The 25,325-nt window shown below is 66.9% G+C and carries 23 protein-coding genes; 11 read left to right on the top strand and 12 right to left on the bottom strand.

The genetic code is table 11. The features are described 5' to 3' along the window. Positions 1-11: 11 nt before the first annotated feature. From OHT57_RS24990 to OHT57_RS24980, 3 genes are all read right to left on the bottom strand, one after another. Positions 12-1,286, bottom strand: coding sequence for an MFS transporter (locus OHT57_RS24990; RefSeq protein ID WP_328748719.1), 1,275 nt, complete (start codon positions 1,284-1,286; stop codon positions 12-14). 133 nt (positions 1,287-1,419) lie between these two features. Next, positions 1,420-2,502 (bottom strand): inositol-3-phosphate synthase, encoded by a 1,083-nt coding sequence (locus tag OHT57_RS24985; protein WP_328748718.1) that lies wholly within the window; start codon positions 2,500-2,502, stop codon positions 1,420-1,422. 44 nt (positions 2,503-2,546) lie between these two features. Further along, complete coding sequence (locus OHT57_RS24980) at positions 2,547-3,227, bottom strand: PadR family transcriptional regulator (RefSeq protein ID WP_328748717.1); 681 nt, start codon at positions 3,225-3,227, stop codon at positions 2,547-2,549. Positions 3,228-3,579: 352 nt separating this feature from the next. Here OHT57_RS24980 and OHT57_RS24975 point away from each other — a divergent pair, with 352 nt between their 5' ends. Then, positions 3,580-6,258: a transglycosylase domain-containing protein gene (locus OHT57_RS24975; RefSeq protein WP_328748716.1), complete on the top strand. Its 2,679-nt coding sequence runs from the start codon at positions 3,580-3,582 to the stop codon at positions 6,256-6,258. A 158-nt stretch (positions 6,259-6,416) separates the two neighbouring features. After that, complete coding sequence (locus OHT57_RS24970; RefSeq protein WP_328748715.1) at positions 6,417-7,919, top strand: glycosyltransferase family 87 protein; 1,503 nt, start codon at positions 6,417-6,419, stop codon at positions 7,917-7,919. Between the two features lie 82 nt (positions 7,920-8,001). Here the strand turns inward: OHT57_RS24970 and OHT57_RS24965 are convergent, their stop codons facing one another. From OHT57_RS24965 to OHT57_RS24955, 3 genes are all read right to left on the bottom strand, one after another. Beyond that, positions 8,002-9,033: an alanine racemase gene (locus OHT57_RS24965; RefSeq protein WP_328748714.1), complete on the bottom strand. Its 1,032-nt coding sequence runs from the start codon at positions 9,031-9,033 to the stop codon at positions 8,002-8,004. A 74-nt stretch (positions 9,034-9,107) separates the two neighbouring features. Next, positions 9,108-10,226: a peptidoglycan bridge formation glycyltransferase FemX gene (gene femX / locus OHT57_RS24960; RefSeq protein WP_328748713.1), complete on the bottom strand. Its 1,119-nt coding sequence runs from the start codon at positions 10,224-10,226 to the stop codon at positions 9,108-9,110. Between the two features lie 179 nt (positions 10,227-10,405). After that, positions 10,406-10,720: a hypothetical protein gene (locus OHT57_RS24955; protein WP_328748712.1), complete on the bottom strand. Its 315-nt coding sequence runs from the start codon at positions 10,718-10,720 to the stop codon at positions 10,406-10,408. 262 nt (positions 10,721-10,982) lie between these two features. Here OHT57_RS24955 and rpsF point away from each other — a divergent pair, with 262 nt between their 5' ends. The 4 genes from rpsF (at position 10,983) to rplI (ending at position 12,725) form a co-directional block, all read left to right on the top strand. Next, a complete protein-coding gene (gene rpsF / locus OHT57_RS24950) occupies positions 10,983-11,273 on the top strand; it encodes a 30S ribosomal protein S6 (RefSeq protein ID WP_328748711.1) in 291 nt (96 codons plus the stop codon). A gap of 78 nt (positions 11,274-11,351) precedes the next feature. Continuing rightward, complete coding sequence (locus OHT57_RS24945; protein WP_328748710.1) at positions 11,352-11,966, top strand: single-stranded DNA-binding protein; 615 nt, start codon at positions 11,352-11,354, stop codon at positions 11,964-11,966. A gap of 58 nt (positions 11,967-12,024) precedes the next feature. Then, positions 12,025-12,261, top strand: coding sequence for a 30S ribosomal protein S18 (gene rpsR / locus OHT57_RS24940; RefSeq protein WP_003949403.1), 237 nt, complete (start codon positions 12,025-12,027; stop codon positions 12,259-12,261). A 17-nt stretch (positions 12,262-12,278) separates the two neighbouring features. Continuing rightward, positions 12,279-12,725, top strand: coding sequence for a 50S ribosomal protein L9 (gene rplI / locus OHT57_RS24935; RefSeq protein WP_328748709.1), 447 nt, complete (start codon positions 12,279-12,281; stop codon positions 12,723-12,725). A gap of 120 nt (positions 12,726-12,845) precedes the next feature. Here rplI and OHT57_RS24930 read toward each other — a convergent pair whose 3' ends face one another. After that, positions 12,846-14,192 (bottom strand): MATE family efflux transporter, encoded by a 1,347-nt coding sequence (locus OHT57_RS24930; protein WP_443053481.1) that lies wholly within the window; start codon positions 14,190-14,192, stop codon positions 12,846-12,848. A 450-nt stretch (positions 14,193-14,642) separates the two neighbouring features. Here OHT57_RS24930 and dnaB point away from each other — a divergent pair, with 450 nt between their 5' ends. Together dnaB and OHT57_RS24920 are read left to right on the top strand one after the other, a co-directional pair. Next, on the top strand, positions 14,643-16,121 hold the full coding sequence (dnaB, locus tag OHT57_RS24925; protein ID WP_328748706.1) for a replicative DNA helicase: 1,479 nt from the start codon (positions 14,643-14,645) through the stop codon (positions 16,119-16,121). 420 nt (positions 16,122-16,541) lie between these two features. Then, complete coding sequence (locus OHT57_RS24920) at positions 16,542-17,927, top strand: serine hydrolase domain-containing protein (protein ID WP_328748705.1); 1,386 nt, start codon at positions 16,542-16,544, stop codon at positions 17,925-17,927. A gap of 100 nt (positions 17,928-18,027) precedes the next feature. On the opposite strand, the gene OHT57_RS24915 is transcribed toward OHT57_RS24920, so the two are convergent. Beyond that, entirely contained in the window at positions 18,028-18,480 is a 453-nt protein-coding gene (locus tag OHT57_RS24915) for a GNAT family N-acetyltransferase (protein WP_328748704.1), read from the bottom strand. Positions 18,481-18,541: 61 nt separating this feature from the next. After that, complete coding sequence (locus tag OHT57_RS47490; RefSeq protein WP_443053480.1) at positions 18,542-18,772, bottom strand: hypothetical protein; 231 nt, start codon at positions 18,770-18,772, stop codon at positions 18,542-18,544. 61 nt (positions 18,773-18,833) lie between these two features. On the opposite strand from OHT57_RS47490, the gene OHT57_RS24905 reads away from it, so the two are divergent. Beyond that, positions 18,834-20,045 carry an MFS transporter gene (locus OHT57_RS24905; RefSeq protein ID WP_328748703.1) on the top strand — a complete coding sequence of 404 codons (1,212 nt, stop codon included), beginning with the start codon at positions 18,834-18,836 and terminating at the stop codon, positions 20,043-20,045. Between the two features lie 25 nt (positions 20,046-20,070). Here the strand turns inward: OHT57_RS24905 and OHT57_RS24900 are convergent, their stop codons facing one another. Then, the gene (locus tag OHT57_RS24900) at positions 20,071-20,937 is read right to left on the bottom strand and encodes a GNAT family N-acetyltransferase (protein ID WP_328748702.1); all 867 of its coding nucleotides are present in this window, start codon (positions 20,935-20,937) and stop codon (positions 20,071-20,073) included. 203 nt (positions 20,938-21,140) lie between these two features. On the opposite strand from OHT57_RS24900, the gene OHT57_RS24895 reads away from it, so the two are divergent. Together OHT57_RS24895 and OHT57_RS24890 are read left to right on the top strand one after the other, a co-directional pair. Continuing rightward, the gene (locus OHT57_RS24895) at positions 21,141-21,773 is read left to right on the top strand and encodes an HAD family hydrolase (RefSeq protein WP_328748701.1); all 633 of its coding nucleotides are present in this window, start codon (positions 21,141-21,143) and stop codon (positions 21,771-21,773) included. 405 nt (positions 21,774-22,178) lie between these two features. Continuing rightward, positions 22,179-23,714 carry a globin domain-containing protein gene (locus OHT57_RS24890; protein WP_328748700.1) on the top strand — a complete coding sequence of 512 codons (1,536 nt, stop codon included), beginning with the start codon at positions 22,179-22,181 and terminating at the stop codon, positions 23,712-23,714. Between the two features lie 12 nt (positions 23,715-23,726). Here OHT57_RS24890 and OHT57_RS24885 read toward each other — a convergent pair whose 3' ends face one another. Continuing rightward, complete coding sequence (locus tag OHT57_RS24885; RefSeq protein ID WP_328748699.1) at positions 23,727-24,209, bottom strand: NUDIX hydrolase; 483 nt, start codon at positions 24,207-24,209, stop codon at positions 23,727-23,729. A gap of 88 nt (positions 24,210-24,297) precedes the next feature. After that, positions 24,298-25,227, bottom strand: coding sequence for a LysR family transcriptional regulator (locus tag OHT57_RS24880; protein ID WP_328748698.1), 930 nt, complete (start codon positions 25,225-25,227; stop codon positions 24,298-24,300). Positions 25,228-25,325 lie beyond the last annotated feature (98 nt).

Raw genomic sequence — 25,325 nt, 5'->3', positions numbered from 1 at the left:
AACATCGCCCCTCATCGTTCCCCCACCATCCGTCGTTCCCTCGCCATCCCGGCGGCGACCACTGCGTAGATGACGGCGACGGTTACTACCAGGGTCACCGAGCGGCCGTCCGGCGGCAGGATCAGGGCGGCCGCGGCGGCGGCGCCCACGAAAGCGATGTTGAACAGCACGTCGTAGACCGAGAAGATCCGGCCCCGGAAGCCGTCGTCGACGGAGGACTGCACGATGGTGTCCGTGGCGATCTTCGCGCCCTGGGTGATCAGACCGAGGACGAACGCCGCCATGAGCATGGGGGCGGTGGCGAAGGGGAGTCCGAGGGTGGGCTCCAGTACCGCGGCGGCTGCGGCGCACACAACGATCCAACGCTCGGGCCCGAGTCTGCCCGCGGCCCAGGGGGTGAGGACGGCGGCGGCGAAGAATCCGGCGCCGGAGATTCCCAGAGCCAGTCCCAGCAGGGCGAGTCCGTCGTCAGGATCGGAACTCAGGGCGTAGCGGCAGAGCATCAGCACCATGACGAGCAGTGCGCCGTAGCAGAACCGCATCAACGACATCGCACCCAGCGCCCGGGCGGCAGACCGGCGTGATGGTGCGGCCAGATGCCGTACGCCGGCCACCAGATCGCGTGCGGTACCGGTCAGCGCGGTACCGAGGCGGGGCTGGAGCAACTCGGTTTCGGGACCCAGCAGTTCCGGTGGGATGCGCAGTGCGGCGAGTGCGCCGCACAGATACAGCCCCGCTCCCAGCAGCACGACGGCCGCGTCGGAGTCGGCCACCACCAGCCGTACGGCGAAGGCGAGGCCGCCCCCTGCGGTGGCGGCGAGGGTTCCGGCCGTCGGGGAAAGGGAGTTGGCGATCACCAGCCGCTCCTCGTCGACGACACGGGGCAGGGCGGCGGACAGGCCGGACAGGATGAAGCGGTTGACCGCGGTGACGCACAGGGCGGAGACGTAGAAGAGCCAGTCGGGAACGTCACTGAGCATCAGTGCCGCCGTCGCCGATGCCAGTAGGGCACGCACGAGGTTGCCGTAGACGAAGACCTGGCGACGGCGCCAGCGGTCCAGGAGGACGCCGGCGAAAGGACCCACCAAGGAGTAGGGGAGAAGTAGGACAGCCATCGCGGAGGCGATCGCGGTGGCCGAGGTCTGCTTCTCCGGGGAGAAGACGACATAGGCGGCGAGTGCGATCTGGTAGACGCCGTCTGCACCTTGGGAGAGCAGGCGGACAAAGAGCAGGCGCCGGAAGTCCCGGAGCCGCAGCAGGACCTGCAGATCAGGCACGACGGACATGGGGCACAGCCTCACATACGACGAGGGTCCCCCGGGGTGCGACCCGGGGGACCCTCGACAGCCCTGGCAGGAGCGTTTGGATGAGCCTCAGCCCGTGATGCTCTGTCTCACCAGCGCACTGTGCCCTGCTTCTCTAGCGCTCGACCTCGCCCTTGATGAACTTCTCGACGTTGTCGTAGGCCTCGTCGTCGAAGTACTGGACCGGCGGGGACTTCATGAAGTACGAGGACGCCGAAAGGATCGGGCCGCCGATGCCGCGGTCCTTGGCGATCTTCGCGGCACGCAGGGCGTCAATGATGACACCGGCTGAGTTCGGGGAGTCCCAGACCTCGAGCTTGTACTCCAGGTTCAGCGGGACGTCACCGAAGGCACGGCCCTCAAGACGGACGTACGCCCACTTGCGGTCGTCCAGCCAGGCCACATAGTCCGACGGGCCGATGTGGACGTTCTTCGCGCCCATGTCGCGGTCGGGAATCTGTGAGGTGACCGCCTGCGTCTTCGAGATCTTCTTCGACTCGAGGCGGTCCCGCTCCAGCATGTTCTTGAAGTCCATGTTGCCGCCGACGTTGAGCTGCATGGTGCGCTCAAGACGGACACCACGGTCCTCGAACAGCTTGGCCATCACGCGGTGCGTGATGGTGGCGCCGACCTGGGACTTGATGTCGTCGCCGATGATCGGGACGCCCGCCTCGGTGAACTTGTCCGCCCACTCCTTGGTGCCGGCGATGAAGACCGGAAGGGCGTTGACGAAGGCGACCTTGGCGTCGATGGCGCACTGGGCGTAGAACTTCGCCGCGTCCTCGGAGCCGACCGGCAGATAGCAGACGAGGACGTCGACCTGCTTGTCCTTCAGGATCTGAACGATGTCGACAGGGGTCTCGGCGGACTCCTCGATGGTCTCGCGGTAGTACTTGCCGAGGCCGTCGAGCGTGTGGCCACGCTGTACCGCGACGCCCTTGTTCGGGACGTCGCAGATCTTGATCGTGTTGTTCTCGCTGGCACCGATGGCGTCCGAGAGGTCGAGGCCGACCTTCTTCGCGTCGACGTCGAAGGCGGCGACGAACTCGACGTCACCGACGTGGTACTCGCCGAACTGGACGTGCATCAGGCCGGGGACCTTCGACGCCGGATCGGCGTCCTTGTAGTACTCGACTCCCTGCACCAGTGACGCGGCACAGTTGCCCACGCCGACGATGGCTACGCGCACCGAACCCATTCCGGTTGCTCCCTGTGTGTACGAGTGAGGCCCTGGCAGGGACCTCACGTGGTGGTGTCGCCGGGCGTATCCGGCCCGGGGGTGTCCCCGGGCCGGGGCAGGACGCCCGGCGCTCCCTCTGTGGTGTCGCGAGTGGGCTCTCCATGGCCGGGACCCTTCAGGTTCCGGCCGGCCCGCTCGCTCTCGATGAGCTCGTTCAGCCAGCGCACTTCGCGCTCCACGGACTCCATCCCGTGGCGCTGGAGCTCAAGCGTGTAGTCGTCGAGGCGCTCCCGGGTGCGTGCCAGCGAGGCACTCATCTTCTCCAGGCGCTCCTCCAGCCGGCTGCGGCGGCCTTCGAGGACTCGCATGCGGACGTCGCGTGAGGTCTGCCCGAAGAAGGCGAAACGAGCGGCGAAATGCTCGTCCTCGTACGCGTCGGGGCCGGTCTGCGAGAGCAGCTCCTCGAAGTGCTCCTTACCTTCCGCCGTCAACCGATAGACGATCTTGGCGCGACGTCCTGTGAGTGGTGCGGCGAGGGCGTCCTCGGTGGTGTTCCCCGGTTCCTCGATCAACCAGCCGTTGACGACCAGTGTCTTGAGGCAGGGGTAGAGCGTGCCGTAGCTGAACGCACGGAACACGCCCAGTGACGTGTTGAGGCGTTTACGCAGCTCATAGCCGTGCATCGGGGACTCGCGGAGCAGGCCGAGTACGGCGAATTCGAGGATCCCGGCACGCCGGCTCATCGTCGCCTCCTCGTCTCTGTCTCGCACCGATGTATCGACTCGATACATCAAGACGATAGAACGGCCTTCCGGAAGGGACAAGTGGGAGGACGGTGAACGGGATCACATCAATGATTCATGTGATCCAAGTTGCCTGATTTGGGGTGAACTTCGGAGCTCGGCAGGTTTTGACGGTGCGTAGTCTGTGCGGCATGCACACCACCGGGAGCCGAGTGACGCCTGGGGGGCGTCGGTGTTCCGGGTGCAGTACGGATGAATGCGGAACCGACCACATCCGTACTTCGGGGGGACCGGAAACCAGTCGCCGTTTCCAGGCGCGCAAAGGTGCGCCTGCCCGAGGAGTAGTCGTTCGATGAGCGAGCACCGTCGCAAACCGCCGCAGCCGCAGGGTGGCGGACGTGCCGCGGCCCGACGCGGCCAGTCCGGCTCGTCCTCCGGCCGCCGCGCCGCTCCGCGAGGCGCCACCGGATCTCTTGCCGACTCCTATGGGACGAGCTCCCAGGAGTCGGCTTATGGTCCGGGAGGCGACGACCGTCTGCCCGGCAGCCGTACCGAGGCCCGTCGGGCGGCCCAGAGAAGCACGGGCGGTGGTCGCCGCCGAGGGGCAGAGCCGGTCCGTGGAGGCCGACGCGGGTCCCCGACCGGTCGGGGACGTGCTTCCGATGCCGGCAGGAAGCGGCTCATCGACTATCCGCGCGCGGGCAAGTACGGGGTGGCGCGCTGGGTGCCGTCCTGGAAGCTGGTGACGGGGCTGTTCATCGGCTTTGTCGGAGGCTTGGTCGCGGTCGCCGGCGTCGGGTACGCACTGGTGAGCGTTCCCAAAGTCGCTGACACCGCGACGGCGCAGAACAACGTCTACTACTGGTCCGACAAGACCGAGATGGTCTCCACCGGTGGTGAGACGAACCGTCAGATCATCAATCTCGCGCAGATCCCGAAGGCGATGCAATACGCCGTCGTTTCGCAGGAGAACAAGACCTTCTACACCGACAGCGGCATCGACCCCAAGGGCATCGCCCGCGCCGTGTTCAACATGGCCAGGGGCGGCAACACACAGGGTGGCTCCACCATCACCCAGCAGTACGTCAAGAACGCACGCCTCGATGACCAGTCCCAGACCATCACCCGCAAGTTCAAGGAGATCTTCATCTCCATCAAGGTGGGTGCCACGGTCAAGAAGGACGACATCATGGCGGGCTACCTCAACTCCGCGTACTACGGCCGCAACGCCTACGGCATCCAGGCGGCCGCGCGCGCGTACTTCAACAAGGACGCCAAGAATCTGAACCCGGGCGAGTGCGCCTTCCTTGCCGCCACGCTCAAGGGCGCCACGTATTACGACCCGGCGGGCGCGCCGTCCATCGATCCGACGAATGCCACGCCTGCGGCCAACAGCGCGCGGGCCCTGCGGCAGATGCAGAACACCCTCGACAAGATGGTCGAGTACGGCCACCTCGGCGCGGCGGACCGGGCCAAGTACAGGACGCTTCCCAAGTCGCAGAACCCCCGGTCCAACACCCAGCTCAAGGGACAGATCGGCTATCTGGTCGACCTCGCCAAGGCGTACCTGATCAACAACAAGATCATCAGCGCCGACAAGTTCCAACAGGGCGGCTTCTCGATCTACACGACCTTCGACAAGAACAAGGTCAACGAACTCGAGGCAGCCGTCGCGAAGGTCCGCAAGGAGAACATCGACCCGAAGAAGCGGCCGACCAAGGACACCTACGTTCAGTTCGGCGGGGCGTCCGTGGAGCCGGCCACCGGTGCGATCCGGGCCTGCTACGGAGGTGAGGACGCGACCAAGCACTTCGCCAACAACTGCGACTCGACCGGCGCCCAGGTCGGTTCGACGTTCAAGGCGTTCGTGCTCGCGGCGGCGATGAAGTGGGGAGTGCGCGACCCGGACCTGGGGGAGAGCCAGGCGCAGGACGAGCGCACGGTCGTCAACGCGAAGAGCCTGTTCAGCGGCGAGAACGGCCTCAAGATCAAGAACTACGACGGTTCGATCTGGGAGAACGAGGAGGGCAAGGAGTGGAACCAGGAGAACGACGGCAAGGAGTCCTACGGCTCTCCTCCCAAGTACCAGATCGACCTGCGTGAGGCGATGCGGGAGTCGGTGAACTCCGCCTTCGTGCAGCTCGGCATGGATGTCGGCCTGGACAAGGTGAAGGAGGCGGCCATGGATGCCGGTCTCAAGGAGAACAGCCTGGCCGGTACCAGCTTCCCGTCCTTCTCCATCGGTATCTCCGACCCCAGCGCCATTCGTATGGCGGGCGCGTACGCCACCTTCGCGGCCAGCGGCAAGCAGAACGAGCCGTACTCGGTCGAGAGTGTGACGAGCAAGGACGGCGACATCTTCACCCACCGGGCGAAGCCGACGCAGGCCTTCGAGAAGAAGGTCGCCGACAACGTCACCGACGTCCTCAAGACCGTGGTCGACAAGGGCACCGGTACCAACGCCCAGCTGGCCGGCCGTGAGGTGGCGGGGAAGACCGGTACCACCGACAAGAACAAGTCCGCGTTGTTCGTGGGGTACACCCCACAGCTGTCCACCTCGATCATCATGTTCCGGCTGGACGACGACGAGACCAAGAAGAATCGCACGTTCCTGGAGATGTACGGCACGGGCGGCCAGGAGAAGATCCACGGCGCCTCGTTCCCGTCCGAGATCTGGCACGACTACATGGAGCAGGCGCTGAAGGGCGAGAAGTCCGTGGACTTCCCGACGCCGGAGGCCATCGGCGAGATCCTCAACGACGATCCCACCCCGACGCCCACTCCGACGCCCACGGAGACCGAGTCGCCCACCCCGACACCGACTCCGACGCCCACCCCGACACCGACTCCGACGCCCACGCCGACCGAGTCCTGCCGGTTCTCCTGGCAGTGCACCGACTCGGGCGGCACCGACAACGGTGGCACCGACGGAGGCGTGTCCTCGACACCGACGGCCACATCGACGGATGAGAACGGCGGCAACACCAACGGGAACGGCAACGGGGGGCTGTTCGGAGGATCGAGCGGATAGCACGCTCCCTGCTCTGTCTCACATGAGGCGCATTCGGGCCCTTCGTGGCCGCGGATGCGCCTCTGTGCTTTCCCGTCATCACCTGAAGTCCATGGTCCGGCGGCCGCTTCCCCGTAGCCCACGGCGTGCTCCCAGCCTCGTACGGCAGGATGTGCGGCATGCCCAGTGCTGAATCGACGCCAGCGAGCGTGCACGAGTCGGAGCCAGTGCGTCCGACCAAGGACGACGAGATCTCCAGGAACGGCAGCGAGTTCATCGGTGGCCCTCTCGGGCGGCGTGCCCTGCTGGGGACGTCCTGGTGGACCCCCGTCCGGGTCATCGCACTCGTGGCCATCGGCTTGTTCGCGCTCGGCCTGGTCCAGAAGGCGCCCTGCTACAACGGCGGCTGGTTCTTCGGTGCCAGCTCCCAGTACACCCACGCGTGCTACTCGGACATCCCCCACCTCTACCAGGGACGCGGCTTCGCCGACGGACTCGTCCCGTACTTCGACAAGCTTCCCGGCGACATGCAGTACCTCGAATACCCGGTGCTGACCGGTGTGTTCATGGAGGTCGCCGCCTGGCTCACGCCCGGCAGCGGCAGCATCCAGGACCAGGAGCAGTGGTACTGGATGGTCAACGCAGGGATGCTGATGGTGTGCGCGGCCATCATCGTCGTCTGCGTGAGCCGTACGCATGCCCGTCGCCCCTGGGACGGCCTGCTGGTCGCCCTGGCACCCGCCTTCGCGCTGACCGCCACCATCAACTGGGACCTGCTGGCGGTCGCTCTGACGGCCTCCGCGATGCTGATGTGGGCGCGGGGCCGTTCGCTCGCCTTCGGTGTCCTCCTGGGGCTCGCCACGGCCGCCAAGCTCTATCCCGTCTTCCTGCTCGGGGCGCTGTTCGTGCTCTGTTGGCGAGCGGGCAAGTGGCGGGACTTCGGCAAGGCCCTGGGCGGCACGGTCGTCTCATGGCTCGTGGTGAACCTGCCCGTGATGTTCTTCGCCTTCGACGGCTGGTCGAAGTTCTACACGTTCAGCCAGGAGCGGGGCGTGGACTTCGGCTCCTTCTGGCTGATCATCGCCCAGAACTCCAGCGACCCGTTGAGCACCGACACCGTCAACACGCTCGCCACGTCGCTGATGCTGCTGAGCTGCGCGGGCATCGCGGCGCTGACCCTGACCGCTCCCCGCCGGCCGCGGTTCGCCCAGCTCGCGTTCCTGATCGTCGCCGCGTTCATCCTCACCAACAAGGTCTATTCGCCGCAGTACGTACTGTGGTTGGTGCCGCTGGCCGTGCTGGCCAGGCCGAAGTGGCGGGACTTCCTCATCTGGCAGGCGTGCGAGGTGGCGTACTTCCTGGGGATCTGGATGTACCTCGCGTACACGACCAGCGGCGATGCCCACAAGGGACTGCCGACCGACGGCTATCACTGGGCCATCGGCCTGCATCTGATGGGCACGGCGTACCTCTGCGCGATGGTCCTGCGCGACATCCTCATGCCGGAACGGGACGTGGTGCGGCGGGCCGGTGACGACGATCCCTCGGGCGGTGTGCTCGACGGTGCGGCGGACGCCTTCGTGCTCGGTGCCGCCGCCCACCGGCCGCGGCACGCCGTCCAGTTCGACGGACCGCAGGTTGAGTGGGGCAACGAACGGGAGGCGGCCGACGGTTCGCTCTGAGCGAACGCCGTCTGGGTGTCGTACGCGAAAGGCCGTACAGGGCAGAGTTCCTGTACGGCCTTCTTGCTGCCTCTACGACGTCTCAGCGGTCCACGATCCGGTCGAACTGTGTGGTGGTGTGCCGCAGGTGGGCCACGAGTTCCTCGCCGACCTTCGGCTCCGCGGCTTCGGAAGGGACGAAGAGGATCGAGACCTGCATGTGCGGCGGCTCGGCGAACCAGCGCTGCTTGCCGTCCCAGACGAACGGAGAAAGGTTCCGGTTGACCGTGGCCAGGCCGGCGCGGGCGACGCCCTTGGCACGCGGCATGACCCCGTGCAGGGCCTTCGGGGCCTCCAGGCCCACACCGTGTGACGTTCCGCCCGCCACGACGACCAGGAAGCCGTCGGAGGCCGCCTTCTGCTGCCGGTAGCCGAAGCGGTCCCCCTTGGCGACGCGGGTGACATCCAGGACCGCGCCGCGGTACTGGGTGGAGTCGTGGTCCCCGAGCCACAGCCGGGTCCCGATGCGGGCGCGGAAGCGGGTCTGCGGGAACTGCTGCTGCAGCCGGGCCAGGTCGTCGGCCTTGAGGTGGCTGACGAACATGGTGTGCAGCGGCAGGCGGGCCGCGCGCAGCCGGTCCATCCAGCCGATGACCTCCTCGACGGCATCCGAGCCGTCGGTGCGGTCCAGCGGCAGGTGGATCGCGAAGCCTTCGAGGCGGACGTTCTCTATGGCGGCGTGCAACTGCGCCAGGTCCTGCTCGCTGATGCCGTGCCGCTTCATCGAGGACATCACCTCGATGACCACGCGGGCTCCGACCAGGCCGTAGACCCCGTCGATCGACGACACGGAACGGATGACCCGGTCGGGCAGCGGTACGGGTTCCTCGCCCCGCCGGTACGGCGTCAGCACCAGCAGGTCACCGCCGAACCAGTCCTTGATCCGCGCGGCCTCGTAGGTCGTGCCGACGGCGAGGACGTCCGAGCCCAGCCGGGTAGCCTCCTCGGCAAGCCGCTCGTGCCCGAAGCCGTAGCCGTTGCCCTTGCAGACCGGGACGAGTCCGGGGAACTGCTCCTGCACGTGCTTGTGGTGCGCACGCCAGCGCGCGGTGTCGACGTAGAGCGTGAGCGCCATGGCCGGACCCGGAACCTTTCTGGTGGCTGCGGTGTATCAGAGGTATGGAAGCTATTGAAGCGAAGAACGCGACGTCAGCGGCGCGACATGTAGATGTCGAGGGCCTTGTGGAGCAGCTTGTTGAGCGGGAAGTCCCACTCGCCGAGGTACTCGGCGGCCTGGCCGCCCGTGCCCACCTTGAACTGGATCAGGCCGAACAGGTGATCGGTCTCGTCCAGCGAGTCGGAGATGCCCCGCAGGTCGTACACGGTGGCGCCGAGTGCGTAGGCGTCACGCAGCATCCGCCACTGCATCGCGTTCGAGGGCCGGACCTCGCGGCCGATGTTGTCGGAGGCACCGTAGGAGTACCAGACGTGTCCGCCGACGATCAGCATGGTGGCCGCAGAGAGGTTCACGCCCTCGTGCCGGGCGAAGTACAGCCGCATCCGGTTGGGGTCCTCGGTGTTGAGGGCCGTCCACATGCGCTGGAAGTACGACAGCGGTCGGGGCCGGAAGTGGTCGCGCACCGCCGTGATCTCGTACAGCCGCTGCCATTCCTCAAGGTCCTGGTAGCCGCCCTGGACGACCTCGACGCCGGCTTTCTCGGCCTTCTTGATGTTGCGGCGCCACAGCTGGTTGAAGTTCTTGTGGACCTCTTCCAGGGAGCGGTTCGCGAGCGGCACCTGGTACACGTAGCGCGGCTGTACGTCGCCGAAGCCGGCTCCCCCGTCCTCGCCCTGCTGCCAGCCCATACGGCGCAGTTTGTCGGCGACTTCGAAGGCGCGCGGCTCGATGAAGTCGGCCTCGATGTCACGCAGGCGCTTCACGTCCGGGTTCTGGATGCCCGCCTTGATGGAGATGGCCTCCCAGCGCCGGATGATCACCGGCGGCCCCATCTTCACCGAGAACGCGCCCTGGTGTTTGAGGTGCGCCAGCATCGGTTCCAGCCAGTCGGTCAGGTTCGGCGCGAACCAGTTGATGACCGGGCCTTCGGGCAGATAGGCGAGGTAGCGCTTGATCTTGGGCAGCTGCCGGTAGAGGACGAGGCCGGCGCCGACCAGTTCGCCGCCCTTGTCGAACCACCCGAGGCTCTCCGATCGCCACTCCGCCTTGACGTCAGCCCAGGCCGGGACCTGCATGTGGCTCGCCGACGGCAGGCTCTGGATGTATGCCAGATGCTGCTCGCGGCTGATCGTCCTCAGGGTCAGGCTCATTCGGGGCGCTCCTCGGGCTGGTGTGTCCCCATGGGTACAGGGGCTCCGGCTCTCGCGCCGAAGCCTACTGCGCCTTACGAGCGCCCTGACTGGGCGTACGGCACCTGCGCCCCGGCTCGTGGGCCACCGGGGTGTTCCGTGGTGCTTTGGGTGTTGTCAGGGGGACGGTGCCCGTGGCGTCAGCTGATGACTCCACCGAAGAGGCCGCCGTGCGCCATGCCGAGGAAGAAGCCGATCGCGGACGCGCCGAGACCGAGGATCAGCCCGAAGCGCTCACGAGTCGTCTCCGAGACCCACTGGCCGTACGCACCCGTGAGGATGCCTACCAGGCCGGTCCAGGAGCTGAGCAGGTGCAGGTTGTCGAACATCGCCGTGACGAATGCCGTGACACCCAGCACCAGGGTCACCGCGAGCAGGGTGTCCTGGAGAGGGTGGGGTTTTCCGTCCGTGGCGAAAAGGCCTCCGACGGTGTTGGGTCGCATTGCCTGTGCCATAGGGCACCTCCTGCGGAAGGCGGCGCATCGTAGCGCCGTACTCACCCGATGTGTACAGAGTGACGGTCCCAGCGACCGGATTTCAACCGGAAGCCGGTGTGCAGGTAGTCTGTACCGTCTGCAGGGTGTCTGCCCATGTCACGACCGGGACTACCGCGAGGAAGCCCCGATTGTCAGTGGCGGCCGATACCTTGCGTACGCATCACAACCCTCCTGCCACGGAACGACCGTGGCCGTTGAGTCCAAAGGAGGTGGGTTCCACATGCGTCACTACGAGTTGATGGTCATCCTCGACCCCGATCTGGAGGAGCGCGCTGTCTCTCCCCTGATCGAGAACTTCCTCTCCGTCGTCCGTGAGGGCAACGGAAAGGTCGAGAAGGTCGACACCTGGGGCCGTCGTCGTCTCTCGTACGAGATCAAGAAGAAGCCCGAGGGCATCTACTCGGTCATCGACCTGCAGGCCGAGCCTGCGGTCGTCAAGGAGCTCGACCGACAGCTGAACCTGAACGAGTCGGTCCTCCGGACCAAGGTCCTCCGCCCCGAGACCCACTGAGCTTCCGCTCAGCTGATCTCGGGATCCGAGTAGCAGCAACCAAGCAGCCAGAGCAGCAAACCCGCCGAGAGGTTCCCCATGGCAGGCGAGACCGTCATCACGGTCGTCGGCAATCTTGTCGATGACCCCGAGCTGCGCTTCACCCCTTCCGGTGCGGCGGTCGCGAAGTTCCGTGTCGCGTCCACCCCGCGCACCTTCGACCGTCAGACGAACGAGTGGAAGGACGGCGAGAGCCTGTTCCTGACCTGCTCGGTCTGGCGTCAGGCAGCGGAGAACGTCGCCGAGTCGCTCCAGCGAGGCATGCGCGTCATCGTGCAGGGCCGGCTGAAGCAGCGGTCCTACGAGGACCGCGAGGGCGTCAAGCGCACGGTCTACGAGCTGGACGTCGAGGAAGTCGGCGCCAGCCTGCGCAGTGCCACGGCCAAGGTCACCAAGACGGCCGGCGGTGCCGGTCGAGGTGGCCAGGGTGGTTACGGCGGCGGTAGCGGTGGCGGCCAGGGTGGCGGCAGCTGGGGCGGTAGCCCCAGCGGCGGTCAGCAAGGCGGCGGTGCCCCCGCCGAGGACCCGTGGGCCACCAGCGCTCCTGCCGGTGGCAACCAGGGCGGCGGTGGCGGCGGCTGGGGTGGAAACTCCGGCGGCGGCAGCAGCAGCGGCGGCAGTGGCGGCGGCTACTCGGACGAACCCCCCTTCTAGGCCTCTGGCCCGGAGGGTGGGTCGTACCCACACTTCTTGATCACACAGGAGATACACCATGGCGAAGCCGCCTGTGCGCAAGCCGAAGAAAAAGGTCTGCGCATTCTGCAAGGACAAGGTCACGTACGTGGACTACAAGGACACGAACATGCTGCGGAAGTTCATTTCCGACCGCGGCAAGATCCGTGCCCGCCGCGTGACCGGCAACTGCACGCAGCATCAGCGTGACGTCGCCACGGCAGTCAAGAACAGCCGTGAGATGGCGCTGCTGCCCTACACGTCCACCGCGCGATAAGGGAGGGTGACCGAAACATGAAGATCATCCTCACTCACGAGGTCTCCGGCCTCGGTGCCGCGGGCGACGTCGTCGACGTCAAGGACGGTTACGCTCGCAACTACCTGATCCCGCGGAATTTCGCTATCCGCTGGACCAAGGGTGGCGAGAAGGACGTCGAGCAGATCCGTCGTGCTCGCAAGATCCACGAGATCCAGACCATCGAGCAGGCCAACCAGGTCAAGGGTCAGCTGGAGGCCGTCAAGGTCCGTCTGGCTGTCCGCTCCGGCGACGCCGGTCGTCTCTTCGGTTCCGTCACCCCGGCCGACATCGCTTCGGCGATCAAGGCTTCCGGTGGCCCCGAGGTCGACAAGCGCCGCATTGAGCTCGGTTCGCCGATCAAGACCCTGGGCGCCCACGAGACGTCCGTGCGTCTGCACCCCGAGGTTGCCGCCAAGGTCAACATCGAGGTCGTCGCGGCCTGATCGCTGCGTTCGTCTTGAGCAGTTGTGAGAGGGGCCGTACCCCATGGGTACGGCCCCTCTTTCGCGCAGGATGGTGTTTCACGTGAAACGTGACGGCCCGCGATGTTTCACGTGAAACGGTCAGCGGGTCGCGCCGGTGACGATCCAACGGCCTGAGCGGGTTCGTAGCCAGAGTGTCAGCATGCGCACAGTCATCATCAGTGTCATCGCTGCCCACAGTGCGGTGAGTCCGCCGCCCAATGCCGGGACGAGAAGAGCCACCGGGGTGAAGGTGGCCAGGGTGATCACCATGGCCCAGGCGAGGTAGGGCCCGTCCCCCGCGCCCATCAGTACGCCGTCCAGGACGAAGACGACACCGCAGATCGGCTGAGAGAGAGCCACGATCACCAGAGCGGGCAGGGCGGTGTCCTTGACTGCGGCGTCACTGGTGAACAAAGGCAGGAGCAGTGGGCGCGAGAGCACGACCAGCACGCCGAGAACGACCCCGACCGCGATGCCCCACTCCACCATTCGACGGCATGCCTGGCGGGCACCGTCGATGTCGTCGGCACCCAGATAGCGTCCGATGATGGCTTGCCCAGCGATGGCGATGGCATCGAGCGCAAAGGCGAGCAGGCTCCACAAGGACAGGATGATCTGGTGGGCGGCGATGTCGGCATTACCCAGGCGGGCGGCGACGGCCGTGGCAATCAGCAGGATCGCTCTCAGGGAAAGCGTGCGAACCAGCAGAGGGACGCCGGCTTGGGCGGAGGCCCTGATCCCTGCAGTGTCGGGACGGAGGGAAGCGCCGTGTCTGCGGGCTCCGCGGACGACGACCACGAGGTAGGCGGCCGCCATACCGTACTGGGCGATGACCGTGCCCCAGGCGGATCCCGCGATACCTAGGTCGGCGCCGTAGACGAGGCCGACGTTGAGGACGGCGTTGGCGACGAAGCCAGAGACGGCGACATACAGCGGGGTCCTCGTGTCCTGCAACCCGCGGAGCACACCGGTCGAGGCGAGCACGATCAGCATGGCGGGGATGCCGAGGGCCGAGATGCGCAGGTAGGTGGTGGCATAGGGGGCTGCGGTGTCCGAGGCACCGAAGACCGCCACGATCGCGGGTGCCGAAGGCAGGACCACGGCGATGACTGCGACGCCGAGCAGCAGGGCCAACCAGATTCCGTCCACGCCCTGTCGGATGGCGATCTTGAGATCGCCGGCTCCTACCCGTCGGGCGACGGCGGCCGTGGTGGCGTACGCGAGGAAGACGAAGACACTGACGGCCGTCATAAGGAGGGCCGAGGCAATGCCGAAACCCGCGAGTTGCGCGGTGCCCAGATGGCCGACAATCGCGCTGTCGGCCATGACGAAGAGGGGTTCGGCGACGAGAGCGCCGAAGGCCGGAACGGCGAGTGTGACGATCTCACGGTCGTGCTGTCGCCGGGGGGCCTTGGAGGCCGCGGGCACCTGTGTCATGTGCACCAATCTAATCGTCCACAGGTAATGGATGCAATGAAGATTGAACCCTTACTTGTGCTCGTACGGGGCGCGCCACTGTGTACAGCTCGAACTGATCTTGAGCCAGCCGGGAAAGTTTTTCTTCTGCACAGCCGGTGGACGGTGAAGATGCAGGTCAAGGCGGTGTTCCGGGAAGTGGGCGGAGCTTGTTCACAGGCCTGTCCACCGGGTCGTGCACAGGTTTTGCGGAGTTCTCCACAGCATCCGGGCCGTCGTCCACATGGCCTGTGGATAACCAGATTGGCTGACGGTGCCCGCGGGCCTACGGTGGTCCGACGCCCACTCCGTCCGTCGGTCTGGAAAGCAGCACAAAACCGACGCGCCAGAAACGGAGTTGGGCGTCCCATTTGTCAGTGCCGTGCCGTAGAAATGAGAAGCACGGCGAGGTCCGCTCGGCGGACGGGAGGAGGTGGCTCGGTGAGTATTTCCGAGCCCTTGGACGACCCGTGGGCCGACAGCGGTCCCAGTGATCGTCTGCCCTCCTCGCGCCGCCGCGGCGACGGGGGCCGAGGCCGAGACGAACAGCATGATCGCGGCAGGGACAGCGGCGAATGGGACGGCGGAGGCACGGCCTTCGAGCGGGTGCCGCCCCAGGACCTGGACGCCGAGCAGTCCGTCCTCGGCGGCATGCTCCTGTCCAAGGACGCCATCGCCGACGTCGTCGAGGTCATCAAGGGCCACGACTTCTACAAGCCCGCCCACGAGACGATCTTCCAGGCGATCCTGGACATCTACGCCAAGGGCGAGCCGGCCGACCCCATCACGATCGCCGCCGAGCTCACCAAGCGCGGTGAGATCAACAAGGTCGGCGGCGCATCGTATCTGCACACCCTCGTCCAGACCGTGCCGACGGCGGCGAACGCCGAGTACTACGCGGAGATCGTCCACGAGCGTGCGGTCCTGCGCCGCCTGGTCGAGGCCGGTACGCGCATCACCCAGATGGGATACGCGGCCGACGACGACGTCGACGAGATCGTCAACCGGGCCCAGGCCGAGATCTACGCCGTCACCGAGCAGCGCACCAGCGAGGACTATCTGCCGCTCGGCGACATCATGGAGGGTGCGCTCGACGAGATCGAGGCGATCGGCTCGCGCAGCGGCGAGATGACCGGTGTGCCCACCGGCTTCACTGACCTCGACTCGCTCACCAACGGCCTGCACCCGGGCCAGATGATCGTCATCGCCGCGCGTCCCGCCATGGGAAAGTCCACCCTCGCGCTGGACTTCGCCCGCGCTGCCTCGATCAAGAACAACCTGGCCAGCGTCATCTTCTCCCTCGAAATGGGGCGCAACGAGATCGCGATGCGTCTCCTGTCGGCCGAGGCGCGGGTGGCCCTGCACCACATGCGCTCGGGCACCATGACGGACGAGGACTGGACCCGGCTGGCGCGCAGGATGCCCGAGGTGTCCTCCGCGCCGCTCTACATCGACGACTCCCCGAACCTGTCGATGATGGAGATCCGCGCGAAATGCAGGCGGCTGAAGCAGCGCAACGACATCAAGCTCGTGATCATCGACTATCTGCAGCTGATGCAGGCCGGTGGATCCAAGCGCCAGGAGAGCCGCCAGCAGGAGGTCTCGGACATGTCCCGTAACCTCAAGCTCCTCGCCAAGGAGCTGGAGGTCCCGGTGATCGCGCTCTCACAGCTCAACCGTGGTCCCGAGCAGCGCACGGACAAGAAGCCGATGGTGTCCGACCTGCGTGAGTCCGGCTCCATCGAGCAGGACGCCGACATGGTGATCCTGCTGCACCGCGAGGACGCTTACGAGAAGGAATCACCGCGCGCGGGCGAGGCGGACATCATCGTGGGCAAGCACCGTAACGGCCCGACGGCCACGATCACGGTCGCCTTCCAGGGCCATTACTCGCGGTTCGTGGACATGGCACAGACCTGAGGCCGGCAGCAGCTCGTCGCATCGTGCTGGGTACGAGGGCCGCCGCGGCGATGTGGTTGTTCCGGGGTCCGGCCACGCGCTGTCCGGAGGTCGGGCTGGAGGCGGATTCCCCGCCACGTCATCCCGACATCCTCTCGTGCCCGCCCGAGAAGGCCGCCCGTTGCCATGCCGAGCCAGCGGGCCACAGGGCACCCAGTCCATGTGATCCGTGAACGCCTGCCGCAGGCTCAGGGCCAGGACATCCGGCCGCTCGGCTACGGCCCGGTCATCACGGTGGACACCACGTGCCCGATGGCTCTGCCTGCCATCACCTGCCAGATCCGTCGGGCGTTCGGCCAGGGAACAACACATCGGCGGTCTGCGACGTCCGCGGGGCTAAAGAAGTCGACGTTCGTATCCCCCACGGGATGGACTGTGGGCATGAAGACATCAGAGGAAGACCTGCTTCCCGGCACACGACGGGCGCTGCTGCACCGAATTGCCGTGGCCCAGGCCGAGGGGCGGTCGCCGTCGTTGGTCGCGGCGGTCGTGCGGGGCGGACGGGCTGTGTGGCACGGATCGTGTACCTCGGTGGACGGACACGGCCCGGACGAGAACGTGCAGTACCGGATCGGGTCGATCACCAAGACTTTCACCGCTGTCCTCGTCCTGCGGCTGCGCGACGAGGGGCTGCTCGACCTCGGTGATCCGTTGGAGAAGCACGTGGCCGGCACGGGGGCGGGGGAGGCCACCGTCGCCGAACTGCTCGCCCACACCGGTGGATTGGCGGCCGAGTCCCCTGCGCCCTGGTGGGAGCGCACGTCCGAGGCTCTGCGTCCCGAACTCGCCGATGTGCTGGGTGAGCAGCCCTTCCTGCATCCGGCCGGCCGCCGCTTCCACTATTCGAACCCCGGCTACACCCTGCTGGGGGCGCTCGTCGAGAAGCTGCGAGGGGCTCCCTGGGAGGAGGTGCTCCGGCGTGAAGTACTGGCACCTCTGGGTCTGTACCGCACGAGCGGTCACCCCGAAGCACCGCATGCGGGAGGCTGGGCGGTACATCCGTGGGCCGACGTGATGCTGCCCGAACCCACCGAAGACCTCGGGCTTATGGCTTCCGCAGGTCAACTCTGGTCCACCACAGCCGACTTGGCGCGTTTCGCGGTCTTTCTGGCAAACGGCGACGACCGGGTCCTGAGCGCGGAGAGCGTGCGGGAGATGCGTACGCCCGCGGCGCCGGCCGGGATCGGTGACCTCGCTGACGGCGCTTCGTACGGGCTCGGAATGCAGGTTCAGTACCGCGACGGCCGACTGCTCGTGGGTCATTCGGGTTCGCTACCGGGCTTCCTCGCGAACCTCACGATCAGTGTGTCGGACGACGTCGCGGCGGTCGTGCTTGCCAACTGCACCTCCGGCCCGATGCTGTCCGTCGTCGGCGCGGATCTCGTACGGATCGTCGCCGAGGCCGAGCCCAGGATTCCTGAGCCGTGGCGCCCGATGCGGGAAGTCGACTCGTCCGTACTGGAGTTGGCGGGGCAGTGGTACTGGGGGACCAATGGATTCGCCCTGCGGTTGACGGCGGACGGACTCGTCTCGCTGGAACCTCTGTCGGGTGCGGGCCGCCGCTCGCGGTTCCGGTCCAACGGTGACGGCACCTGGACCGGACTGGAGGGCTACTTCCAGGGGGAACTCCTGAGGGCCGTACGGCGCCCTGACGGGTCCGTGGACCATCTGGACCTCGGCTCCTTCGTGTTCACGCGGCAGCCGTACGACGAGGGGTCTTCCGTGCCGGGCGGCGTGGACCCGGAGGGGTGGCGGGGCATCGGGTAGGACCCCTTGCGCTCCTTTGCCCGATCGCCCGATCAGCACGTTGTTTCACGTGAAACAACGCCCCTCGCCATACCGTGAGCGCATGTCCCGCGGGGGAGGGTCACAGCTCTAGCTTGAAGCCCATGTGTGAGGCCGTGAAGCCGAGCCGCTCATAGAAACGGTGGGCGTCGGTACGGGTGTTGTCGGACGTCAGCTGGATCAGCCGGCAGTCCTGGCGCCGGGACTCGTCGATCGCCCACTGGATGAGACGGGTCCCGAGACCGCTGCCGCGCGCGTCGGCGTGGATGCGTACCCCTTCGACAATCGACCTGGTGGCACCGCGTCGCGACAGCCCCGGAATCACCGTGAGCTGAAGCGTGCCGACCACTCGATCCTCGCGCGTGGCGACGACCACATGCTGGTTCGGGTCAGCGGACAGGCGCTCCAACGCGGCCAGGTAGGGAGCCAGGTCGTCCGGTGATTCGCGGCGGGCGCCCAGCGGGTCGTCGGCGAGCATGGCGACGATCGCGGAGACGTCGTCAGTCGTGGCGGGCCGGATGTGGAGATCTCCCATGACCGCACCCTATGCGGGGTTCTCCTGAAGGGGCACCGCAGGTCCGGGGACGGTGTGGGCTTCAGGCCCCCAGTGCCTCGTCGGTGGGGCGGGCCTGTTCGCAGAGAGTGTGGCCGGTGTCGGTGACGTTGCTGTAGATGCTGCGGCGGTCGGTGGGGTGCAGGCAGCGGTGGAGCGGGCCGCGGACCTTGAGATGGGTAGCCGGACGACGAGCCTGATTCCTTCGCTCCGAGGCGCCTGCCGGAGGAAGAGGCGACCCGAGGTAGCCATCGGTTGCATATATAGCGCGCATGCAATTATTGTTATCGTGCGCAACAAGCTTCTGCAATCTTCTCGGAAGGTGTCACTTCCTCATGCCGCTCGCGCTTCTGGCCCTCGCGATCGGGGCCTTCGGAATCGGAACGACCGAGTTCGTGATCATGGGGCTGCTTCCCGAGGTCGCGGACGACTTCGGAGTCTCCATCCCCACCGCCGGCTTCCTGGTCACCGGCTACGCGCTCGGCGTCATGCTCGGCGCCCCGCTCATGACCGCACTCGGCACCAAGATCCCCCGTAAGCGGATGCTGATGCTGCTGATGGGGCTCTTCATCGTGGGCAACCTGCTCTCCGCCCTCGCCCCCACGTTCAGTGTCATGCTGATCGGCCGAGTGGTCGCCTCCCTCGCCCATGGGGCCTTCTTCGGCATCGGTTCGGTCGTCGCTGCCGACCTTGTTGCTCCGGACAAGAAGGCCGGAGCCATCGCGATGATGTTCACCGGTCTGACCGTCGCCAATGTCGTCGGCGTCCCGCTCGGCACGCTGATCGGGCAGACCGCCGGCTGGCGTCTCACCTTCACGATCGTTGCGGCCCTTGGTGTCGTCGGCCTGGTCGGCATCGCCAGGCTCGTCCCCGAGATGCCCCGGGCGGAGGGCGTACGCCTGCGGCACGAACTGGCAGCCTTCAAGAACGTCCAGGTGCTGCTTGCCATGGCGATGACCGTCCTCGGCTTCGGCGGCGTCTTCGCCGCCATCACCTACATCGCACCGATGATGACCCACGTGACCGGCTTCGCCGACGGTTCGGTGACGTGGCTGTTGGTCCTCTTCGGGCTCGGCATGGTCGGGGGCAATCTCATCGGCGGCAGGTATGCCGACCGCGCCCTGATGCCCCTGCTGTTCGTCTCCCTGGGTGCCCTGGCCGTCGTACTCGCCCTCTTCACGCTCACCGCGCACAACAAGATCCTGGCCGGCGTCACGATCCTGTTCATCGGTGCCCTGGGATTTGCCGCCGTACCGCCGTTGCAGAAGCGGGTCCTCGACCAGGCACATGAGGCACCCACGCTTGCCTCAGCCGTCAACATCGGTGCCTTCAACCTCGGCAACGCACTTTCCGCCTGGCTCGGCGGCCTGGTTATCTCAGCCGGCTTCGGCTACACGGCCCCCAACTGGGTGGGCGCAGCCCTGGCCGCGGCGGCCCTGCTCCTGGTGTTCGTCTCTGCTGCGCTGGAACGCAGGGACGGTAAGGCCGACTCCGCCGTGGCAGGGGCAGCGCCCGCCGAGCAGCGGACGGCGGCCGTGCATCACTGAGCGACGCTCAGCCCGTGCGGGCGTCTCAGACCGCCGCCACCGTCAGCGGAGCGAACCGCCTGCTCCAGTCACCCGGTAACTCGGGGATCCCGTACGTCATCACCGCGTTGAAGGCGACCGATGCCAGCCCGCGTTCCTTGGCCCACTCCAGCAGCCCTTCGTGCCGTACATCGATGTCGGTGCGCAGCGGTCGGTCGGTGCCGGCGGCGAGGGAGGCGAGGAGGGCCTGTGCCGTTTCGGAATCACGAGCGATCAGAGGGCCCACGACATGGGTGTGCATGTTGGGCCAGGCAGCCGCGTATCCGAGGATCCGGCCGTTCTCCTCGGCGACTCGCAACTGGTCGGCGAAGGCGGGCAGCCGGGTGATGAGGTGCGTGCGGTCGGTGCCGAGCACTTCTTCGTCGAGCCGGAGGATCGCGGCGAGGTCCTCGGCGGTGGCTGGACGTGTGCTCATCGTGGGCGCCGGGCCGACGGGGGTGAAGTGCCCCTGCAGCATCTCCGCTCGGCCGGTGACCTTGAAGCCCAGTTCCTCGTAGAGCGGGCGGCCATAGGGCGTCGCGTGCAGAGTCAGCGGGGTGGTGTCCATCGTGGAGAGGACGTGACGCATGAGCCGACGTCCGATGCCCTGGCGGGCGTGCCGTTCGGCGACCAGCACCATTCCGATCGCTCCCAGATCGGGTTGGCTGTACGGGCCGTACTCCGTGATCACGCAGGCAGTGACGAGACCTCCGGCGGGGTCGTCGATGCCATAGCCCTTTCCGGCCGCGAGGAGGAGGCGCCACTTGTGCTCCTCACGCGGCCACCCCCGGTCCACGGACAAGTCGGCGCAGGCATGGAGATCGCGAAGCGTCAGACGACGGATGGGCAGAGCAGCGAGAGAAGGAATCGGCACGCAGGTCAGGTTGTCCGACGGCAGCCTCGGCGTCCACCTGTTTCCGGGGGCGCGTACGAGCTTTTGGCCATGTCGCAGCCAAGCGCACAGCACGCGGACAGATGACGGATGTTTCACGTGAAACATCGGAGAACGGAGGCCATCCGGCGATCGACCGTCGCCCCGAAATTCCATCGTCACCCTGGACCATTAGCCTCAGGGGCATGGCGAGACTGCATCTCTTCGACCTCGACGGCACTCTGCTCCACGGAACCACCGCACCCGTGGAGATCTCCCGCCAACTCGGGCTCAAGGCCGAGGCGGTGGCGCTCGACCAGGCGATCGGAGCCGGGCTGATAAGCCCGCCCGAATACGCGCAGCAGGTGTACGCACTGTGGGCGGCTCTGACCGAGGCACACGTCATCGCGGCATTTGACAGTGCCCCGTGGCTGGCACGCATCCGTGACGTCTGGGCGGAGATCAGCGAGCAGGGCGACTACTGCGCGGTCGTCTCGCTCTCCCCGTCCTTCTTCGTGGAGCGGCTCACCGGCTGGGGAGCACATGCCGCATACGGATCCCGCTTTCCGGCTGTTCCCTTCGTCGAGCGGATGGACCCCGCCGGAGTGCTCAACGCCGCTGCCAAGGTCCTGATCGCCGATCGATTGTGTGAGCAGTTCGGAGTGAGGCGGGCAGACTGTGTTGCTTATGGCGACTCGTCTTCCGACAGGGACCTGTTCGGGGCCGTGCCGATCTCGGTGGCGGTCAACGCGGACCGTCACCTGTCCGGTATCGCGACCCACTCCTACCAGGGCAGAGACCTGTGGGAAGCCTATGAATTGGTGCGCCAGGCCCGGTAGTTGAGGCATTTCGTCGTTTCGCCCCGCAGGCACTCTGCGATCAATTTCGTGAAGGATGAATGCGGGACTTGTGTGCGGAGCGGTGGCCGGTAGGGTCGACTCCGGTTCTTCTCCGTACCGGGGTGCGACCACCCGTGTGGGGGCCGGAGCGGGGCAATGCAGCCTAACGGGACGGAGAGATCGAAGAACCGTATTTGTGATTATGCGGGCACTGCGTCAGACCAGGGTGGGACGCTGCGGTGAGAGTGCCGGGGCCGATGTCAGGGGCTCGCCCACTTGTCCGTGCGGGCTTGCATACGAGGTGAACGGGGCCACGTCGACCCAGACGACCAGCGGGGAGAGCAGGCCGTCTGCGGGGGAAAGCAGGCATCCTCCGATGGAGGAGGTGCGCAGACCGACCGATAGATGTTCGAAGCGAGGCACACCATGGACGCTCCGACCGCCAAGTCGGCCGACAACGGCGCTTCCGGGGGCGGGGGCACCTGGTTCGCTCCGCCCACGCAACCGGCGGCGGGGCCCCGCACCGAACAAGAATCGGCAGAATCGGCAGAAGGAAGCAGGCCGGCCGGGTCGCGTCCGGTGGGCAGGCACGGGGCGGGTACTTCGCCGGGCAGCGTGACAGGCGTCGAGCCCGGCCCGTCGGCTCAGGACACGGCGTCGTCGGGCACGAAGGCCCACCGTGGGCAAGAGACACCGGGTGAGGAGATACCGGCGATGGTCGTCACGTCCTCCACCGGTTCGCACCGCCCCTTACAGAACTCCGCCCCACAGCAGGGCACCGGCACTGCCCCTCCGCGCTTCGCACATCTGCCGCCGAGCGACCAGCCGCCCTCCCCGGACGCCGTCCTCATTCGCCGGACCATGGCGGAGGTCGCCCCCGTGGCTGACAAAGTCACGTCGTACTTCTACGCGCTGCTCTTCGTCCGTCACCCCTATCTGCGCCCGCTGTTTCCCGCCGCCATGGACGCCCAGCGGGACCGTCTGCTCAAGGCGCTGCTGACCGCGGCCGAGCACATCGACAACGCTCCGGTCCTGGTCGACTACCTCCAGAACCTGGGCCGGGGACACCGCAAGTACGGCACCCGCGCCGAGCACTACCCGGCGGTCGGCGAGTGCCTCATCGGCGCCCTGAGCAAGTACGCCTCCGGGTCCTGGAGCGCGGAGACGGAAGCGGCGTGGGTCCGGACGTACACCAGGATCTCGCAGGCGATGATCGACGCGGCGGCCGCCGACGAACTGCGTGCCCCGCCCTGGTGGTACGCGGAGGTCGTCTCGCACGACCTGAGGACCCCTGACGTCGCTGTCGTCACCGTCAGGCCCGACCAGCCCTATCCCTTCCTCGCAGGCCAGTACACGAGCCTGGAGACGCCATGGTGGCCACGCATATGGCGGTACTACTCCTTCGCCTCGGCGCCGCGACCCGACGGCCTGCTGTCGTTCCATGTGAAGGCCGTTCCTGCGGGCTGGGTCTCGGGCGCCCTGGTGCACCGAGCCCGGCCCGGCGACATCATCCGGCTCGGTGCGTCGGCCGGGTCGATGACCGTGGACCACACCACCGACAGCGGGCTGCTGTGCCTGGGCGGCGGCACCGGCATAGCGCCGATCAAGGCGCTGATCGAGGACGTGGCCGAGCACGGTGAACGGCGGTCGGTCGAGGTGTTCTACGGAGCTCGCACCGACGACGAGCTGTACGACATCGACACGCTGCTCAGGCTCCAGCAGACCCATCCCTGGCTGTCGGTCCGCGCGATCATCGACCAGCAGTCCAGGCTCCAACTCCTGGACGCCGTGCGTGCGTACGGACCGTGGCGCGACTACGACGCCTATCTGTCGGGTCCGCCCGGGATGATCCGCGGCGGTGTGGACACACTCAGGTCCATCGGGATCCCGCCGGAACGCATCCGCCACGACTCCGTGGAGGAAATCGTCCTGGCGCAGTGACCCGGCGAGGGATCAGCCCAGGTCCGGCGCGTGCATGGCTCGTACGCCCTCGATATTGCCGTCCAGATAGTGCCGCAGGGACAGCGGGACGAGGTGCACGGAGGCGATCCCGATGCGGGTGAACGGCACCCGTACGATCTCGTACTCCCCGACGGGCTCATCCACTTCGGGCCCGTGCCGCAGGGACGGGTCCATCGACTCCAGATGGCAGACGAAGAAGTGCTGCACCTTCACACCTGTCGTCGCGGCGTCCTCGCCGATGTGTTCGACGGTGTCCACGAAGCAGGGCACCACGTCGGTGACCTTGGCGCCGAGCTCCTCGTACACCTCGCGGTGCAGGGCGTCGACGACGGTCGTGTCCGTGGACTCGACCCCTCCGCCGGGAGTCAGCCAGTAGGGATCCAGGCCGGGCTTGGTGCGCTTGATCAAGATCAGGTCGTCACCGTCGAGGAGGACGGCACGTGCGGTGCGCTTGACCACGGGTCGGACGGTCATGGGTGGAATGTGGCCCGGATGGTTCCACGTGAAACATCGCGTGCTGTAACCAGCCGTGCTCATTGCGTGAATCGCGTGGAATCCCTGGTCAGCACCAGTCTGCAGCGGCCCGCAACAGCCAGTCGTGCGCCCGCGCGATATGCGGCATGGCGAGTGTCCCGGTACGCACCACCAAGAAGTACGTCCGCAGCGGAGGCACTGTGGGTTCGTGGAGTGCGACGACGTCACCACGCTCCAGGGCAACCTTGCACAGATAACGCGGCAGTACCGCGAGCCCGGCACCCGCGACCGCGCAAGCGAGCACCGCACGCAGGTCGGGCACGATGACCGTGCCCGGTGCGGCCGGACGGGAATCGAAGACGGAGGCCCAGTAGCGCGAGACGAAAGGCAGCGACTCGTGCACCCCGATCACGGGGATGTTCTCCAGCGCCGGCGCTCGCTTGCCATCAGGGACGGTCTCCAGCGTGCCGTACGTCTCTCCGGAACCGATCTGCTCGGCCCAGCGGGGGGCGGCGACCAGGACGTGTTCCTCGTCGCAGAGCGTGCTGGCCGTGAGCAACGCGCCCCGGGGGCGGGCCGTACAGATGGCCAGATCATGATGTCCTGCGGCCAGGCCCTCCAGGGTTTCCTCGGTGTTCCCGAAGGAGGCCCGCAGGGCGAAACCCTGGCCGTCCTCACCGGTCAACTCGGTGAGCGCGGGCAGCGCCCGCTCCGCGGTGAACTCGGGAGGCCCCGCGAGATGCAGGGTTCGCAGGGAGGACTCGTCGTCGAGACCGGTCTCGGCGATCTCCACCAGGGCATCGAGATGAGGCGCGGCCTTGTGGGCGAGTTCGTCGCCGATGGAGGTCGGGGTCACGCCGCGCGCCTGCCGCAGGAACAGCGGCCGGCCCAACTGCCGCTCCAACGTGCGGATCTGTGAGGTGACGGCAGGCTGCGACAGGCCGAGCAGCGCGGCGGCGCGGGTGAAGGAACCGGCCCGGTGCACCGTCACAAAGGTGCGCAACAGGGCCAGATCCATGGCGACGCCCTCCCCTTCCCTGCCCTTCTCCCGGTCTGGGGTGGGGGCAGGGCCCAACTATAAATATGTCGATAGGTCTCTGTCGCTACTGTGATTGG

It is taken from the genome of Streptomyces sp. NBC_00285 (genome assembly GCF_036174265.1).
Taxonomy (GTDB): Bacteria; Actinomycetota; Actinomycetes; order Streptomycetales; family Streptomycetaceae; genus Streptomyces.
This window is presented reverse-complemented; position numbering and strand designations above follow the sequence as displayed.

What these genes read in the sequence shown, in the direction of transcription:
- OHT57_RS24990 (WP_328748719.1), bottom strand. Translation starts at nt 1,286, where the DNA reads ATGTCCGTCGTGCCTGATCTGCAGGTCCTGCTGCGGCTCCGGGACTTC.
- OHT57_RS24985 (WP_328748718.1), bottom strand. Translation starts at nt 2,502, where the DNA reads ATGGGTTCGGTGCGCGTAGCCATCGTCGGCGTGGGCAACTGTGCCGCG.
- OHT57_RS24980 (WP_328748717.1), bottom strand. Translation starts at nt 3,227, where the DNA reads ATGAGCCGGCGTGCCGGGATCCTCGAATTCGCCGTACTCGGCCTGCTC.
- OHT57_RS24975 (WP_328748716.1), top strand. Translation starts at nt 3,580, where the DNA reads ATGAGCGAGCACCGTCGCAAACCGCCGCAGCCGCAGGGTGGCGGACGT.
- OHT57_RS24970 (WP_328748715.1), top strand. Translation starts at nt 6,417, where the DNA reads ATGCCCAGTGCTGAATCGACGCCAGCGAGCGTGCACGAGTCGGAGCCA.
- OHT57_RS24965 (WP_328748714.1), bottom strand. Translation starts at nt 9,033, where the DNA reads ATGGCGCTCACGCTCTACGTCGACACCGCGCGCTGGCGTGCGCACCAC.
- femX (WP_328748713.1), bottom strand. Translation starts at nt 10,226, where the DNA reads ATGAGCCTGACCCTGAGGACGATCAGCCGCGAGCAGCATCTGGCATAC.
- OHT57_RS24955 (WP_328748712.1), bottom strand. Translation starts at nt 10,720, where the DNA reads ATGGCACAGGCAATGCGACCCAACACCGTCGGAGGCCTTTTCGCCACG.
- rpsF (WP_328748711.1), top strand. Translation starts at nt 10,983, where the DNA reads ATGCGTCACTACGAGTTGATGGTCATCCTCGACCCCGATCTGGAGGAG.
- OHT57_RS24945 (WP_328748710.1), top strand. Translation starts at nt 11,352, where the DNA reads ATGGCAGGCGAGACCGTCATCACGGTCGTCGGCAATCTTGTCGATGAC.
- rpsR (WP_003949403.1), top strand. Translation starts at nt 12,025, where the DNA reads ATGGCGAAGCCGCCTGTGCGCAAGCCGAAGAAAAAGGTCTGCGCATTC.
- rplI (WP_328748709.1), top strand. Translation starts at nt 12,279, where the DNA reads ATGAAGATCATCCTCACTCACGAGGTCTCCGGCCTCGGTGCCGCGGGC.
- OHT57_RS24920 (WP_328748705.1), top strand. Translation starts at nt 16,542, where the DNA reads ATGAAGACATCAGAGGAAGACCTGCTTCCCGGCACACGACGGGCGCTG.
- OHT57_RS24915 (WP_328748704.1), bottom strand. Translation starts at nt 18,480, where the DNA reads ATGGGAGATCTCCACATCCGGCCCGCCACGACTGACGACGTCTCCGCG.
- OHT57_RS47490 (WP_443053480.1), bottom strand. Translation starts at nt 18,772, where the DNA reads ATGCGCGCTATATATGCAACCGATGGCTACCTCGGGTCGCCTCTTCCT.
- OHT57_RS24905 (WP_328748703.1), top strand. Translation starts at nt 18,834, where the DNA reads ATGCCGCTCGCGCTTCTGGCCCTCGCGATCGGGGCCTTCGGAATCGGA.
- OHT57_RS24895 (WP_328748701.1), top strand. Translation starts at nt 21,141, where the DNA reads ATGGCGAGACTGCATCTCTTCGACCTCGACGGCACTCTGCTCCACGGA.
- OHT57_RS24890 (WP_328748700.1), top strand. Translation starts at nt 22,179, where the DNA reads ATGTTCGAAGCGAGGCACACCATGGACGCTCCGACCGCCAAGTCGGCC.
- OHT57_RS24885 (WP_328748699.1), bottom strand. Translation starts at nt 24,209, where the DNA reads ATGACCGTCCGACCCGTGGTCAAGCGCACCGCACGTGCCGTCCTCCTC.
- OHT57_RS24880 (WP_328748698.1), bottom strand. Translation starts at nt 25,227, where the DNA reads ATGGATCTGGCCCTGTTGCGCACCTTTGTGACGGTGCACCGGGCCGGT.